The sequence below is a fragment of the Bacillus sp. FSL R5-0659 genome (genome assembly GCF_038008785.1).
GTDB classification, from domain to species: domain Bacteria; phylum Bacillota; class Bacilli; order Bacillales; family Bacillaceae; genus Bacillus; species Bacillus safensis.
The window spans coordinates 225,276-240,110 of record NZ_JBBOZU010000001.1 but is presented as its reverse complement, the minus strand read 5'-3'; the positions used below and the strand labels follow the sequence as shown (position 1 = coordinate 240,110).

19 protein-coding genes, 1 pseudogene, 1 riboswitch and 1 other annotated feature are annotated in these 14,835 nt (G+C 41.5%); of the genes and pseudogenes, 6 read left to right on the top strand and 14 right to left on the bottom strand.

What is annotated here, in order from left to right:
• Positions 1-74 precede the first annotated feature (74 nt).
• The gene (locus NSQ72_RS01355; protein ID WP_082672179.1) at positions 75-1,172 is read left to right on the top strand and encodes an iron-containing alcohol dehydrogenase family protein; all 1,098 of its coding nucleotides are present in this window, start codon (positions 75-77) and stop codon (positions 1,170-1,172) included.
• Positions 1,173-1,208: 36 nt separating this feature from the next.
• On the opposite strand, the gene NSQ72_RS01350 is transcribed toward NSQ72_RS01355, so the two are convergent.
• From NSQ72_RS01350 to NSQ72_RS01330, 5 genes are all read right to left on the bottom strand, one after another.
• The gene (locus NSQ72_RS01350; protein WP_341083102.1) at positions 1,209-2,036 is read right to left on the bottom strand and encodes an aldo/keto reductase; all 828 of its coding nucleotides are present in this window, start codon (positions 2,034-2,036) and stop codon (positions 1,209-1,211) included.
• A gap of 81 nt (positions 2,037-2,117) precedes the next feature.
• A complete protein-coding gene (locus NSQ72_RS01345; RefSeq protein ID WP_338593850.1) occupies positions 2,118-2,534 on the bottom strand; it encodes a DUF5301 domain-containing protein in 417 nt (138 codons plus the stop codon).
• A 30-nt stretch (positions 2,535-2,564) separates the two neighbouring features.
• Complete coding sequence (locus NSQ72_RS01340) at positions 2,565-3,023, bottom strand: DUF523 domain-containing protein (protein WP_330545886.1); 459 nt, start codon at positions 3,021-3,023, stop codon at positions 2,565-2,567.
• The gene (locus NSQ72_RS01335; RefSeq protein WP_052468281.1) at positions 3,020-3,250 is read right to left on the bottom strand and encodes a hypothetical protein; all 231 of its coding nucleotides are present in this window, start codon (positions 3,248-3,250) and stop codon (positions 3,020-3,022) included. Before NSQ72_RS01335 ends, NSQ72_RS01340 begins: the two co-directional genes overlap by 4 nt.
• A 111-nt stretch (positions 3,251-3,361) precedes the next feature.
• Positions 3,362-3,820 carry a MarR family transcriptional regulator gene (locus tag NSQ72_RS01330; RefSeq protein WP_341083098.1) on the bottom strand — a complete coding sequence of 153 codons (459 nt, stop codon included), beginning with the start codon at positions 3,818-3,820 and terminating at the stop codon, positions 3,362-3,364.
• Between the two features lie 198 nt (positions 3,821-4,018).
• On the opposite strand from NSQ72_RS01330, the gene NSQ72_RS01325 reads away from it, so the two are divergent.
• Positions 4,019-4,786 carry a GNAT family N-acetyltransferase gene (locus tag NSQ72_RS01325; RefSeq protein ID WP_341083096.1) on the top strand — a complete coding sequence of 256 codons (768 nt, stop codon included), beginning with the start codon at positions 4,019-4,021 and terminating at the stop codon, positions 4,784-4,786.
• 105 nt (positions 4,787-4,891) lie between these two features.
• Here the strand turns inward: NSQ72_RS01325 and NSQ72_RS01320 are convergent, their stop codons facing one another.
• A complete protein-coding gene (locus tag NSQ72_RS01320) occupies positions 4,892-6,064 on the bottom strand; it encodes an MFS transporter (RefSeq protein ID WP_064498748.1) in 1,173 nt (390 codons plus the stop codon).
• A 79-nt stretch (positions 6,065-6,143) separates the two neighbouring features.
• Positions 6,144-6,243, bottom strand: a riboswitch (purine riboswitch).
• A 149-nt stretch (positions 6,244-6,392) separates the two neighbouring features.
• Positions 6,393-6,589: a binding site (T-box leader), on the top strand.
• A 43-nt stretch (positions 6,590-6,632) separates the two neighbouring features.
• Here NSQ72_RS01320 and proS point away from each other — a divergent pair.
• Positions 6,633-8,066, top strand: a complete 1,434-nt coding sequence (proS, locus tag NSQ72_RS01315; RefSeq protein ID WP_144495662.1) for a proline--tRNA ligase — start codon at positions 6,633-6,635, stop codon at positions 8,064-8,066.
• 142 nt (positions 8,067-8,208) lie between these two features.
• On the top strand, positions 8,209-8,385 hold the full coding sequence (locus tag NSQ72_RS01310) for a hypothetical protein (RefSeq protein WP_164512187.1): 177 nt from the start codon (positions 8,209-8,211) through the stop codon (positions 8,383-8,385).
• Positions 8,386-8,420: 35 nt separating this feature from the next.
• Here the strand turns inward: NSQ72_RS01310 and NSQ72_RS01305 are convergent, their stop codons facing one another.
• The 7 genes from NSQ72_RS01305 to NSQ72_RS01275 all read right to left on the bottom strand — a co-directional run bounded on the left by NSQ72_RS01305 (position 8,421) and on the right by NSQ72_RS01275 (position 12,505).
• Complete coding sequence (locus tag NSQ72_RS01305; protein WP_341083092.1) at positions 8,421-9,197, bottom strand: sulfite exporter TauE/SafE family protein; 777 nt, start codon at positions 9,195-9,197, stop codon at positions 8,421-8,423.
• A gap of 58 nt (positions 9,198-9,255) precedes the next feature.
• Complete coding sequence (locus NSQ72_RS01300; RefSeq protein ID WP_024427452.1) at positions 9,256-9,486, bottom strand: sulfurtransferase TusA family protein; 231 nt, start codon at positions 9,484-9,486, stop codon at positions 9,256-9,258.
• Positions 9,487-9,519: 33 nt separating this feature from the next.
• Positions 9,520-10,647, bottom strand: a complete 1,128-nt coding sequence (locus NSQ72_RS01295; RefSeq protein WP_341083090.1) for an MBL fold metallo-hydrolase — start codon at positions 10,645-10,647, stop codon at positions 9,520-9,522.
• A 15-nt stretch (positions 10,648-10,662) separates the two neighbouring features.
• Complete coding sequence (locus tag NSQ72_RS01290) at positions 10,663-11,223, bottom strand: sulfurtransferase TusA family protein (protein WP_106025747.1); 561 nt, start codon at positions 11,221-11,223, stop codon at positions 10,663-10,665.
• A 46-nt stretch (positions 11,224-11,269) separates the two neighbouring features.
• Positions 11,270-11,623: a rhodanese-like domain-containing protein gene (locus NSQ72_RS01285; RefSeq protein WP_341083088.1), complete on the bottom strand. Its 354-nt coding sequence runs from the start codon at positions 11,621-11,623 to the stop codon at positions 11,270-11,272.
• A 14-nt stretch (positions 11,624-11,637) separates the two neighbouring features.
• On the bottom strand, positions 11,638-12,120 hold the full coding sequence (locus NSQ72_RS01280; RefSeq protein WP_041088802.1) for a DsrE/DsrF/DrsH-like family protein: 483 nt from the start codon (positions 12,118-12,120) through the stop codon (positions 11,638-11,640).
• A 124-nt stretch (positions 12,121-12,244) separates the two neighbouring features.
• Positions 12,245-12,505 carry a metal-sensitive transcriptional regulator gene (locus NSQ72_RS01275; RefSeq protein ID WP_003217059.1) on the bottom strand — a complete coding sequence of 87 codons (261 nt, stop codon included), beginning with the start codon at positions 12,503-12,505 and terminating at the stop codon, positions 12,245-12,247.
• A gap of 186 nt (positions 12,506-12,691) precedes the next feature.
• Between NSQ72_RS01275 and NSQ72_RS01270 the strand changes: the two genes are divergently transcribed.
• Positions 12,692-13,198 carry a hypothetical protein gene (locus NSQ72_RS01270; protein ID WP_126682132.1) on the top strand — a complete coding sequence of 169 codons (507 nt, stop codon included), beginning with the start codon at positions 12,692-12,694 and terminating at the stop codon, positions 13,196-13,198.
• A 40-nt stretch (positions 13,199-13,238) separates the two neighbouring features.
• Positions 13,239-13,846: pseudogene (locus NSQ72_RS01265) on the top strand (transglutaminase-like domain-containing protein).
• A gap of 141 nt (positions 13,847-13,987) precedes the next feature.
• Here NSQ72_RS01265 and NSQ72_RS01260 read toward each other — a convergent pair.
• Positions 13,988-14,824 carry a helix-turn-helix transcriptional regulator gene (locus NSQ72_RS01260; RefSeq protein ID WP_047204154.1) on the bottom strand — a complete coding sequence of 279 codons (837 nt, stop codon included), beginning with the start codon at positions 14,822-14,824 and terminating at the stop codon, positions 13,988-13,990.
• Positions 14,825-14,835 lie beyond the last annotated feature (11 nt).

Genomic DNA, 14,835 nt, shown 5'->3' with positions numbered 1-14,835 from the left:
TTATTTGACAGAACTTTCTGTAAAATGAGATGATTTATGAATAATATGATGTAGTAAAGGAGCAATGATGATCCATGATCCAGCCAGAGGATATTGTCAGAAGCGGTCCTAACCAATTTATTTCTCAAAAGGGAATATATCATGAACTAGATTCCCTTGTATCTGCTTTTCAGTCACCTGCTGTGGTGACAGGATATGATTCATACCAAGCTTTTTCACAATACACAAAGCTGCCGACCGAGTGGCCTGTCATTCAGCACAAAGGATACAGTTCACCCAATGCGGTCACACGGATCGCAGAAGAGCTTAACGGGTCAGATGTGATTATCGGCATCGGAGGCGGAACGATTTTAGATACCGCCAAATCAGTTGCAGATGCTCTTCAAATCGAAGTTATCATGGTACCAACGATTCCCGGCACTTGTGCTGCCTCTACACCACTCAGCGTCATTTATGATGATAAGGGCAATTTCATGAGAGTCGATTATCATAAACGATCCAGCTACCTCACCGTAATTGACCATACTTTTTTGCTTTCCTCTCCTCTTTCCTACCTTCAAAGCGGAATTGGTGATACGCTGGCAAAATGGTATGAAGCGGAAGCGATTATTCGTAACACAAAAGGCGCTTTGCCGCTCATGGTGCATGCTGCACTAAAGCAGGCGGTATATGTTAGAGACATTCTTCTTTCTCATAGTGAAGAAGCGGTGAACAGCTTAAAAACAGGTCAGTTTTCACAAGCATTTGCAGATGTGACAGATACGATTATTACGTTAGCCGGAACAGTCGGAGGCTATGGGGGACGTTATGGAAGAATGGCAGGAGCCCATGCCATTCATAATGGATTGACATTTATTGAAGAAACGCATCATGTGTTACATGGACAAAAAGTGGCTTATGGCATCCTTGTCCAGCTTGCCGCAGAAAACCGAATGTCCGAGGTAGAGGAATTACTTGAACTCTACCAAACACTTGGATTACCTAAAAATATGCGCGATCTTGGTATTACAACTCAGCTGGACGAGGCGGCACTTACAGTGGCAAACCATGCTGCACGTAAAAATGAAACCTTTTGTTTGATTGGAGACTATGATAAAGAAAAGATTATCGACGCCATTCAAATCATTGAGACCTTTCAACCTCAAAAAATGTCTACACATGAAGGCAAATAAAAAAGCACAGGCATCGCACCTGTGCTTTTCTTTCGATTAAAAATTAAAGTTATCTGGATCTGGACCTGTGCGCTCATCTTCATTGAGCTGATCAATAACACCCATCTCATGTGTGGACAGCTCGAAATCGAAGACTTCTGTGTTTTCGATGATTCGGCTCTTCGTCACAGATTTTGGAATGGTGATAATGCCATGCTGCAAGTCCCAGCGAAGAATCACTTGCGCTACTGACTTGTCATGTTTTTTCGCGATATCCTGAAGAACAGGATGGTTTAGAAGCTTCCCGCTGCCTAATGGCGACCACGCCTCTACATGAATTCCTTTCGATTTGCAGTAGTCTCGTAAAGGCTCCTGCGTCAGCTTCGGATGCAGCTCGATTTGATTCACCATTGGCACAACTTCTGCCTCTTCCAATAAATCCTCTAAATGATGCTGATGGAAATTACACACTCCGATCGCTCGAACGCGTCCATCCTTATATAGTTTTTCTAGCGCTTTCCATGTTTCTTTATATTTGCCTTCAACAGGCCAATGAATTAAATAAAGGTCTAATACATCTAGCCCCAGCTTGTTCATACTTGTTTCAAAGGCTTCGAGTGTTGATTCATAGCCTTGATCATTATTCCAGACCTTTGTCGTAATGAATAGATCATCGCGAGAGATGCCTGATTGCTGAATGGCTTTGCCTACCCCTTCTTCATTTTGATAGGCTGCTGCTGTATCAATGCTGCGATAGCCCGCTTCAAGAGCGTCTTTGACGGCATTTACAGCCTCATCTCCATCTTTTACTTGCCATACACCAAAGCCTAGCTTCGGCATTTTTACTCCGTTTGCTAATGTGACTGTATCTGTTAATCCACTCATCAAACAAACCTCCGCTTCCTTTTTACTTACCAAGCACTATACCCGAATTTTCTATTGATCATGCATGACATTCTGACTGAGTTATTTGATATATTTTCCCATATCAACTTGATTGGCGTCAACGATTTGATATTCGCTGGTTTGATCTTTTGTTTTAGAAAAATCATATATCTCTAAAAAGCTTTGATCATAAAAGACAAATCCATAAATTTCTTTTTCGTTCTCATACACTCTAATCCAATAAGACTCTTTTGAGGCTTTTTTAACCTCATTCGTTTTCTTTAATTTCACACCTGAAAATTCCTTCAGTAGCTTTTGAATATCCTCTTTCTTTTCCACCATAACACGCTCATTATCATGCTCAATTTGAATCGAAGTCACCTTGTTTTGATCAATTGAGGCCACATCATCAAAAGAGTATGTTTTTGCATTAATCATAAAATAAAGACCAATTCCTAATAAAATAATGACGACTAAACCAATTATCCACTTTTTCAATCTAACTCCTCCTTCTATTCACCACACCTATCAAAACAGCGAAATCCAATCATCCTCCTCAGAGAAAACCCGAATCCCATGCTGTTTTAGCAAGGCGGATGTCACACCATCCCCAGTTTTTGTCCTGCCGTTAAAATCACCGCGATAAATCATCCGGCTGCCGCAGGAAGGGCTGTACTCTTTTAACACAACTGCTGTCGCTTTCAGAGACTGAACCTGTTCCAGCGTGGCCGTCGCACCTTTTACATACATCTCCGTGACATCAGTTCCATGCACATCAATCACGGAGGCGAGACCCTGTAATACATCATGTCCGTCTCCGCCAATGATTTCCGCGGGAGGTCTTGGCGTGGAGAAGCCGCCAAGCAACTCAGGACAAACTGTGACAGCCTTTCCCTCTTGAACAAGCTCTTCAATACGCTGATCTAATCGATGGCTGCCATTATAACGAACCTTCATCCCAGCAAGACAAGCACTGACGACAATCATGTATGTTCCTCACTTTTTTTGCTGACTTTAAAATAAATACATACAGGCAAGAAACATATCGTATTCACTAAAAAGGGCAGAGCACAATACAAAGCAGCAGCCCAAATTGATCCTTCAACTCCTGTGATGCCAAAAAAATAAACAAATAATAGCAAGCTGACAAACAATCCCACGAATGGCATGATGAATGCGTATTTTTTATAATTTTCTATCATTTCTTTCTCCAATGAGGCTCCCTCCCTTTCATCATGGCCAAGAACAACGTTAATATATGTTAATTTTACCATAAAAAAACCGAAACCATCATCTCCTTTTGTGCGATGGTTTCGGTTTTTTATCTATATCTTTTCTTTCCAAGCCTTTAAGAAGCGCTCAATGACTTGTAATTCATCCTCATGAAACTGATGGAGAAATTCTAAATAGGACGTGACGGCTTTATCATGTAGTTCATCATGCAACGCAGCCAATTGCTGCCCTTTCTCTGTCAAAGAATAATAGACAGATTTCTTATCCCCTTGCCGGTGACAATAGTCCACCATGCCTTTTTCAATTAGTTTTTTCACGGCCTTTGTAATTGCTGGCTTTGATAGTTTCAGTTGTTGAGATAGAAATGTATTATTTGATTCGTTTGGATTGGCTTGAATCATGGATAAAATGTGAAGCTGTGTGAGTGTCCATTCTTGTTTGAGTGTATCAGTCGTGGTAATCAGTGGGTCTGTTGGATCATTCCGTCTCTTTTCCCTATGCATAATCAGATCTTGAATCGCTTTTAATACAATCTGCTCTTTTGTTTCCATCTGAACCTCCACTCTTAACTGGTTAATAAAATGGTACTAATAATTAAGAAAGGAGTCAAAAGAAATGTCGACGCGAGTAAAATAATAGGTCAACAGACCCGAAAATTACATATGTACTTTTTTACTAGATTCCCCTCATCCTGTCACATGCTATAATCATGATATCATCCAATTTATCATAATGAAAAGGTGAGCTAAATGAAACCCGAACAACAAATGGCCATTCGCCAATTAGAAGAAAAGATACACCTGTTTTCTTCTGCTGTGAACGGAACCTTTCTCTCAACTGACGATTTCGTTCTATCCAATACTCATATATCGACTGACACGTTCAATTTGCTCTTACCCACATCAGCTCAAATCCAAGATCCGAAAAAAGTGAAAGCAGCCATTGAACACATGCGGTCACAGAAACTCATCTTCAGCACATGGATCGATCACCATTTACTCCATACTGATTGGGCTGACTTATTGAAGGAATATGAGCTTCAAGAGGTCGAACGCAATACCATCATGATGCTTGAGCATACAGGTGATATTGATCCAGTCACATCCTCATCACTTACAATCAAGGAAGTACTTGATGAGCAGACACTCTTTGATTACAAACATATCTTTATTGAACTATTCAAAGGGTCGACTGAGGCCGCCGCCTTAGAAGTTTATTTCCAGCGTTTTTCGATTGAAGCATTACACTCAAAAGCCCGCTTGTTCGTGGGATATGAACACCATAAGCCGGTCACAACAGGCTTATTATTCGAGACAAACGACAGCTACGGTATTTATGATGTCATAACAAGGGCAGAACACCGCGGAAAAGGACTTGGCAGTGACATGTTTCATTACCTTCTAACCCAGACAGAGAATAAACAAAAGTGTGTCATCTTACAAGCATCAGCGGACGGCAAAAATATTTACCAACGTGCCGGCTTCCAACCAATCAGCGAAATGGCCGTTTTTGAATAGAATGGTATTTTGAATTTGAAATGAACATAAAAAAGCTGCCTATCTTTAGGCAGCCATAGATTGTTGACAAAGGCTAAAATGATCTTGATTTTAGCCCTTTGTCTTCTATTCAGCATGATGCTGACGATCCATATAAAGCGGCGGTCTCTTAAGCGAAATCACCGCACAGCTAAAGGCAATCAGTACAAACACAGCACCGAATTTAGCCAGATCAACAGATGAACCGGTCATCGTAAACATGACTCCGCCAACCGCTGATCCAATCGAAATGCCGATTTGCAAGGCCGATGTATTTAAGCTCTGCTGAATATCCGACGTGACCGGATCTGTTTGAATCAAATAGCTCTGCAAAGCAGGCGTCAATGCCCAGCTGAGCGCACCCCAAAGGACAACCATCACCATAAAGAGCACGAACACACCCGCTGTATAAGGAATGGTAAACATGACAACCGCAAACGCTATTGTCACAAGCAAAATGGCTTTCCCTGAACCCAGTCTGTCACTCAGCCAGCCGCCAAACCCATTCCCTCCTATAGACGCAAGCCCGAAGACCAAATAACAAATACTAATCCAAAACGGGGTCATATGCAGAACTTCCATCAGAAATGGCGTGAAATAAGAATAAAGCATATAATGTCCTGCAAGCATAAACAAACTAATCAGGTGTGCACTAAAAATTTTCGGATGCCCTAAAGAACGAATCTGCTCTCTAAGAGGCGTGACTTTTTCAACAGGCATTTTTTCCAATAGAAAATAGATCAGCACCATCGATATAGCAGAAAGAATACTGATTCCTAAAAACATCACTCTCCAGCCAAAGCTCTCTGTAATAAAAATACCGATCGGTACACCGAGAACAAGTGAAGAACTAATTCCTATAAAAATCAATCCTAATGCTTTTGCACGATGCGCTGGTTCCACTAATTTGGCAGTGATCGTCAAAGATAACACCACCACAAGCGCTGTGCTCATTGCGATCAATACCCGTGAGATCATCACAAGGGCAAAGGTCGAACTAAAATAAGTGAACACATTTCCTAATGTAAACACCAATAACGCGATTAAATAAAGACGCTTTCGTTCGATTTTGGCTGTGGCGGTCAGCAGCACGGGTGCTGAAATGGCATACACAATCGCAAATACCGTAATGAGCTGCCCCGCTGTTGCCAGAGACACATTCAAATCCTCTGCAAGGCTTGGCAGAATGCCCCCGACCACAAGCTCAACTAATCCAACCGCAAAAGTAGAAACGGCTAATAAATATACTCTCCAGTTCATGTCTAACATCCCTTCTCTCTATATCATCGCTTTCACTTTTGATACAGGGTGCAGACAAACAAAAAAACCCTGATTACAAAAAAGGAAAGCGCGCTTTTGTAATCAGGATTTATCGGATCCTGGTAGAAACCCTCAAACCATATTATTGAGGTTATACAAGTCTATTTTTTTCTTCAAATATATTAGCATAGCCTTTCATAACTCGCAAGCTGTAAAAATAGAAAAATACTGCCATTCCAATCCTTAAGCAAAAGGCGCCAAAAAGGCAATCAGAACAACTTGCTTTCTCCTTCATTTACAGGTAAACTGATGAAAAATCAACGAACAAGGATCAACGTAGATCTGGAATAGTAGCTTGAATCGATCTTTAACAGAGAGGGAACGGTGCTGAGAAGTTCCTACTGACATCTTCAAGTGAACCTGCCGATTTAGTTCTGTTTCATACAGCGGTTCATACCGTTATCATGAATTGAGTGTAAAGCTGTGCTTTAAATTAGGGTGGTACCACCAGGAATGGTCCCTAACTTAAAGTACAGCTTTTTTGTTTTTTAAAAAGGAGGAACCTGCAATGTCAAAGAAACAATTTGTTGAGAAAATTACAAGCATGGAAGACGACTTTGCCCAATGGTATACAGATGTTGTCACAAAGGCGCGGCTCGTCGATTATTCAAGCGTGAGAGGCAGTATGATCATTCAGCCGTACGGCTTTAAAATCTGGGAGAATATTCGCGACGAACTTGACCGCCAGATTAAAGAAACGGGTCATGAGAATGTCTATATGCCGCTCTTTATCCCAGAGAGCCTGCTGCAGCAGGAAAAGGATCATATCGAAGGCTTTGCTCCTGAAGTGGCGTGGGTCACACATGGCGGTGAATCCGAATTACAAGAAAGGCTCTGCGTCAGACCAACCTCTGAAGTGCTGTTCGCTGAGCATTATAAAAACATTATTCATTCCTACCGCGATTTACCAAAGCTATATAACCAATGGGCCAATGTCGTCCGCTGGGAAAAGACAACACGTCCCTTCCTTAGAACCCTTGAATTCCTATGGCAGGAAGGACACACGTGCCATGAGACTGAGCAAGAAGCGATTGAAGAAACAGAAAGAATGCTTCACACTTACGCTTCTCTTTGCGAAGATCTCCTTGCCATTCCTGTCATTAAAGGGAGAAAAACAGAGAAAGAAAAATTCGCCGGCGCCCGCTTCACCTATACAGTCGAAAGCTTGATGCATGATGGAAAAGCGCTCCAAACTGCCACTTCTCATTTCTTCGGGAACGGATTTGCAAAGGCGTTTGGTATTGAATTTTTAAACCGTGAAGGAAAACTAGAGCATGTCCAGCAGACTTCATGGGGCTTCACAACAAGAATTATCGGCGCTATGATCATGGTGCATGGCGACGACAGAGGGCTTGTCCTCCCGCCAAATATTGCGCCAACCCAAGTGCGTATCGTGCCAATCGCTTCTCATAAAGAAGGTGTCCTCGATCATGCCTATGAATTAAAGGATCGACTCGCCCGCATCGCACGCGCTGACATCGATGCAAGCGATAAACAGCCTGGCTGGAAATTCAACGAGTGTGAAATGCAGGGTATTCCGCTACGTGTAGAAGTAGGACCAAAGGACATCGAAAAAGGACAGGTGATGCTCGCACGACGAGACACTGGTGAAAAGCAAGCTGTCACGTTAGATGCACTTGAACAAACCATCACAGCAACGCTTGAAGACATCCAGCAGACCATGTACGAAAAGGCGAAGGAACGATTACATGAAAAAACATCACAAGCCCTCACAATCGAAGACATCGAGCAAATTCTTGCAGAAGAAAACCGATTGATTAAAGCCATGTGGTGCGGTGACGAAGCCTGTGAAAACGATATTAAAGAAAGAACAGGTGCGACCTCACGCTGTATCCCATTTGAACAAGAAACCATTTCTGACACATGTGTCTGCTGCGGAAAGCCTGCATCTGATATGGTGTTCTGGGCGAAAGCCTATTAAGAATATGAACGATAAAGAAGCATCTCAGGATGCTTCTTTTTTTGTTAAAAAGACTCAAACACCCATTGACCTCACCTGCATGATCCCCTATAATTCATATTAATATAATCGGTTTTTAAGACTTTAACTGGAGTGGTGATATATGAAACGCTGGCCCTCATTCTTTGCCGAACGCTGTCCTAAATGTAGAACAGCATTAGAAGTCTCAAAGTCCAATGCCCTGCAAGGCAAAGTCGTGAAAACATGTCCCAACCTTCATTATCAAAAAGAGTACCACCCCGCACTAGAAACGTATATCGAGCACGATGACGTCAAATAAAAAAGACCAACACGTTTGCTCTGTTGGTCTTTCTTTTATAAAATATCCAGCCAAATTTTGACCGCTGTCGCTGTAATCATTACAGCAAGTGCCCATTGCAAATAGACGGCATTGATTTTCTGACCGACCTTAGCACCAAGCGGAGCGGCTGCCAAACTTGCGGCCATCAGCACAATCGCAGGAAGAAGCATGACTTGACCCGTCAATACCTTTCCAGTCGATGCGCCTATAGCAGAAAGAAATGTAATCGCAAGTGACGACGCTATCGTCATCCGTACAGGAATTTTTAAAATAGACAGCATGACAGGCACTAAAATAAATGCACCGCCTGCGCCTAATACCCCGGAAACACTGCCAATTACAAAGGCAATACCTGATGCCAGTCCTTTATGAAAAGTGACTTCACCCTCTGCGTCTGCACGCTGTCCATTTTTCGGAATCAGCATGAGAATAACCGCCACAATGGCAAGTAATCCATAGACGAGGTTCATCCCTTTCTCTGGCATAAAATGTGATACATAACTGCCTAATAAGCTGCCCGCCAATATACTGCTTCCCATATATAAAATCAGCGAGCGATGTAAATATCCGCTTTTCCGATACGCCAGTACACCACCCAGCGTCGAAAAAAGCACTTGAATGGCGCCAATCCCTGAAACCTCGTGTGCTGATAATGCCATCACACCGAGAAGAGGCGGGATATAAAGCAGCATGGGATAGTTGATCACAGATCCGCCGATCCCCACCATTCCTGATAAGAAGGAACCAATACATCCGATGATAAAAAGTGTAATCAAAAACGCAAAATCCACGCTGGTCTCCTCCTTTGCAAAAGGAAAAGGGGATCTTCAGCAGATACCCCTACATCCTTTAGGACCCTTTTCTCATCCAGAACTTCAGCACGTGACCTTCTTCTGTCTGCGTGATCAATTCATGTCCGCTTGACTTCGCCCATGCAGCCAAGTCAGCTTTAGCCCCTTTATCTGTTGCATGTATTTCTAAAACTTGACCTTCCGCCAAGTCATTCATTTTTTTCTTCGTTCGAATAATCGGCATTGGGCATGCAAGCCCTGTTACGTCTAATAGTTGATCAGATGTCATTTGATCGTTCCTCTTTTCTTATTTTATTGGACATTACCGAATCGCACAACGGTTTGGACCAATTTCCATTTCCCGCTGCTCTTCATCGTCTGGAGTCAATTTCCCCATGTTGGTATACCGAATGTCTTGATAGGCGTTTGGCTGTGCAGGAAGATTCTTCGTGACCATTTGTCTAAATACATCTTCATCTTCAATGTTCAGTCCATGATTTTCTTCAAATAGAACGCCAAGTTCCTTCCAAACGCTTCCGTCTTCATTCACTTCTTCCATGACCATGAAATGGGCAGGTAAAACAATTAATTCTTTTGAAAGCGCCATATATCGGTCATAAAGTGTTTCTCTCAAATCACCTACCCAGTCCTCCGCCTGTCCAGCGAGATCAGGTCTTCCGATGGAATCAACGAACAAAATATCACCTGAAAGAAGAAATTGATTGTCTACGATAAAAGATGTTGAGCCGATCGTATGTCCCGGGGAATAAATGGATTGAATGTCGATGGAAGCTGTTCCAATCGTTATCCGCTGTCCTTCTTCAAGATGTTCATATTCAAAGGTTACCTCTTCTGCATCTTTTGGCGGCAACCAGTAAGCAGCTCCTGTCTGATCAGCTAGTTTTTTCCCACCAGAAATATGATCCGCATGAAGGTGAGTATCCAGCACATGCGCCACCGAAACATCATGCTTTTTCGCAAAATCGATATAGACCTCCGTCATTCGAGCAGCATCCACAACCGCAGCTTCTCCATTGGACATGATCATATAGGACAGACACCCTTTGCCCATCCGTACAAATTGATACAGCTCTCCACCGCCGCTTAAATCACCAATCTTCACTGGCTCGACATGCTCACTCCATGCCTTCATACCACCTTGTAAATAACTGACCGTTCTGCCCGCCTCTGACAGCATCTCCGCCACCATAATAGAGGAGCCCTCTTTGGCACACACAACGAGCACTTCTCGGTCTGTTGGTACTTTCTCGACCATATCCTCTACGCCATCAAGAAGCTCAAAGTAAGGCACATTGATATAATCAACGGCTTTTCCTTCAATCTTCCAGTCCTGTACATCTGATTCGTTTCGTACATCTAACAAAAAGATGGGCTCTTTGTTGATAATCTTTTTTGTTAACTGTTCTGCTGTCATTTCTTTTACAGACATCGTTTTATTCAGCTCCTATTTTTCAATCTCTCCTGTCCAGCTGTTCATGCCTGGCACTATATTCACTAATTGTTGAAATCCTTTTTCTTTTAACTTTTGCGCGGCTAATTCACTTCTTCTGCCTGAATGACAGATGAGGTAAATAAGCGTATCCTGGCTCAATTCTTCTGCACGGTGTTCGACTTCTCCAAGAGGGATGTGAACAGCTCCTGGAATATGCCCCGCCTCGTATTCATCCAGTTCTCGTACATCTAAAATAAACAAAGATTGATCTTCTTTTACCTTCTGTTGGAACGTATTCAAAGGCATTTCCGAAATCATTGACTCCCCTTCTTTCTCTTGCACTCCACCTTTACGTATCAAATGATGAAGCACCTGTCCTTCTACTTTTGTTCCTAAAAATTCGTGGCCGGCACTCTTTGACCATGCCGCTAGATCCGCTGCTGATCCTTTATCGGTAGCTTGCACCTCAAGCACGTCTCCTGGTAATAGCTCATTCATTTGTTTTTTTGTTTTCACAATCGGCATCGGACATGCCAATCCTTTTGCATCTAAAATGACAGTTGGTTGCTGCACGTGATGTCCTCCTTTATATAGGGGTGGGGGTATATTTTATACATACTTAATGCCAAGCATTCATGCCACCCTTGATATTCGTAATTTGTGTAAATCCTTGCTTCTTCAATATTTTAGCTGCCTGCATACTTCTCATCCCTCTTTGGCATATCACATAGACCTCTTTGTCTTTCGCAAGCTGATTTGCTCGTTCTTTTAGCTGAGGTAATGGGATGTTGCGAAATCCTTTAATATGGTTTGTTTGAAATTCTACAGGAGACCGAACGTCAATCAGTTGTTGATGCTGCCTACGCAATTGAGGTTTCATATCGGCTGCATCCATTTGTTTTACACCCTTTACAGGAAGAAAACGGCTCACCAGCAAACCAATGACAATGATGATCAAAAGTGTTTGAATCATTTGTTAACACCTCACTAGATAAATAAATTCACATTCCCAATTTCAGCCTCTGCTAAATACGCCGCCACACCAGCATATTGAATATCATCTAATAATTCTTTCTCCTGCAATCCTAAAAGGTCCATCGTCATTGTACATGCCACGAGGTTAATCTCCTGTTCCTTCGCCATATCAATAAGCTGCGGCAAAGTCATGGCATTGTGCTTTTTGATCACGTGCTTAATCATCTTTGGGCCCATTCCAGCAAAATTCATCTTTGAAATGCCCATTCGATCAGCCCCGCGCGGCATCATCTTGCCAAACATTTTTTCTAAAAAACCTTTTTTCATTGGCACCATCTCATCCTTGCGCAAGGCATTCAGCCCCCAAAACGTATGAAAAATCGTCACCTCATGATCATAGGCCGCTGCACCATTGGCGATAATATAAGCCGCCATCGCTTTATCATAGTCTCCACTAAATAGCACAATCGTCGTGCGTTTTTTCTGTTCTTCCATTCTGCTCCTCCTTTTTCAATTACCCTTGGGGGTATATATAAAATAAAAAATATATACATATACCGGTAAGGGTATATTATAACAAGTAAAAAAATCCGTCAACCTCCAAAGGCTGATGAATTTCTTACCGGCTTTTCACCAATAGCTCAACCGCTTCTTTCACAAGACCCTCCGTATCCTTGCCTTGTTCAAGACTTTCACGGACACATTGTTCAAGATTTGTACTCACAATCACACCCATTGCACGATCAATGGCATTGCGTGATGCAGACAGCTGCGTCACCACCTCGCGGCAATCCTTTCCCTGCTCCATCATCGCAAGAACCCCTTTAATCTGCCCCTCAATCCGGCGAAGACGATTCTTCATCTGCTGATTATATTCCATTCGCAAGTACCCCTTTCTATTGAATTCCTATGAACAGATAGTATACCCTAAGAGGTATTTAGTCAAACGACTTGCCCTTCTCTTTTGTAGAGAACGTATGTGAAAATAATTGCACATTCCACCATTTATTGATAAAAAGAAAATAATCAACGAACGAGAAATCATTGAAAGAAAAGAGGGCAACCTATGACTTTACAGCATTATATTGGATCAAACAAAGAACTGCCGCTTGGGACCATTGGTCAAAATCCTACCTATAAACCACTCTCTGAACTCAATATCAAATTGTTTGATCAAAAACAAAAAAAGCACAAAACCTATCAAAAAGAAGATCCTTTGATAGAAGTATTCGAAACAGAAGAGGATTTCGAAGGCATTCACATTGATTATTTAGATCCTTTCTATGAAACGGTAAGAAACAAATTCACACATCCTTTTGTTTATGAATTGGACATCATTCATTCTCTTCGTGCACTTTTTAAATTCATTGAAAAAGAGCTTTCAAAAGGAGAAACCATCGAAATCTATTCTTGTCTAAATGAACTCGAAACGAAAGAAAAGGATGATCAATTGGATGTAGAAATTGACCTAAGCAAAAAACGGTTTGGAAAACATATCTATTTTAAAGACATCAATGAACTGATTGATATGTTTGAATTAGAAAATTTACAATATGTACTGGTGAAGAAATAGACCTCCTGCGGTAAAAGTATAGAGAAAAGGGGACATTATCATGAACTTGACATGTGAATCTAAAAATTTTGATGATTATTTATGTGAACTAGCTGAAGTTGATTATTCTCATCCTCTTATTCGAGCAAAATCAAATGAACTTTTCAATCCATTGCAGACAGAAATAGAAAAAGCAAAAGCAGCCTATGAGTTTGTTCGAGATGAAATTCCCCATACATGGGATATCCAATCCAAACGAGTGACTTGTCATGCATCAGAGGTATTAACTTATAAAGAGGGAATTTGCTACGCAAAATCGAACCTATTGGCTGCCCTGTTGCGCTCACAAGGAATACCCACAGGTTTTTGCTATCAGCGTTTAATGTTGTTCGATAGCCAGATAAAGGATATTGTATTCACGCATTAAATGCAGTATTTCTGCAATCACTTAATAAATGGATTCGATTAGACTCTCGCGGCAACAAAACAGGAATTGATGCTCAATTCTCACTTGATCATGAAAGATTAGCTTTTCATACTCAACAAGAATTAGATGAAGTCGACTATCCTTTGATATATGTTAAACCACATCCAAAAACAATGAGCGTTTTAAAAGAACATACAGATGCGCTTGAGATGTATAAACATCATTTACCAGAAACGATATAGGCTTAGGGGGACAAATAACTTCGACAAAGCCAAACGTGAAAATAAACCGGTGCTTATCAGCATCGGTTATGCCCACTTGTCACTGACGGCATAATATCTATTTTATATTTAATGACCATAATAACTTCATCCAAACGAAACCTAGCCTTCAATTAAACGTTTCAACTTAAGCTCCGTATCAGTATCCTCAACTGGAGTATAGACACTGCATCTTAAATCAGTATCCCCATACACTTGTAATGAAGTGAGGTTAAACAACATTTTACCTGCCTTAGCATGACGAAATTCAATTAATACTTCAGGCGCATAGCTGATCTCATTTTCATTCCAAATTTTACGAAACTCAGGATATGCCTGCTCCATTTCTTCGATAAATTGCTCATACCAGTCATCAGCCACATACTGTCCATAATACGTTCTAAATATGGCGATATATCCTCTAACAAAATGCTCCCAATTCACGGCTAGACTTTTAAATTCTTTTCTTGCGAATAGTAAGCGTATGATATTCCTTTCTGCCGGGATGATTTGTTCAAAGTCCAAAAATACATTAGCTGCTGCTTGATTCCACCCAACAATTTGACTTCTTCTATCAGATATAATCGTTGGGCAATAACGAAGCTCCTGCAACATTTTCACTAAAGCCGGACTGATTTCCTTCTCATTCTCAATAATAAAGGATTGTTTCACTCCTTCCTCTAACGCTAAAGCGTACAAATATCTCCTTTCATCGTTATTTAATTGTAATGCTCGAGAAATCGCATCTAATACCGAAGTAGATACTTTTATATCTCTGCCTTGCTCTAACCATGTATACCAAGTAAGACTCACACCGGCTAGTTGAGCCACTTCTTCTCTTCTTAATCCTGGTGTTCTTCTGCGGGTTCCTACAGGTAAACCAACCATTTGAGGAGTGATTTTCGAACGTTGATTCTTTAGAAATTCTGATAAAGCTTGAAGTCTAGTTTCAGGTTTCATGAAGATCTCCC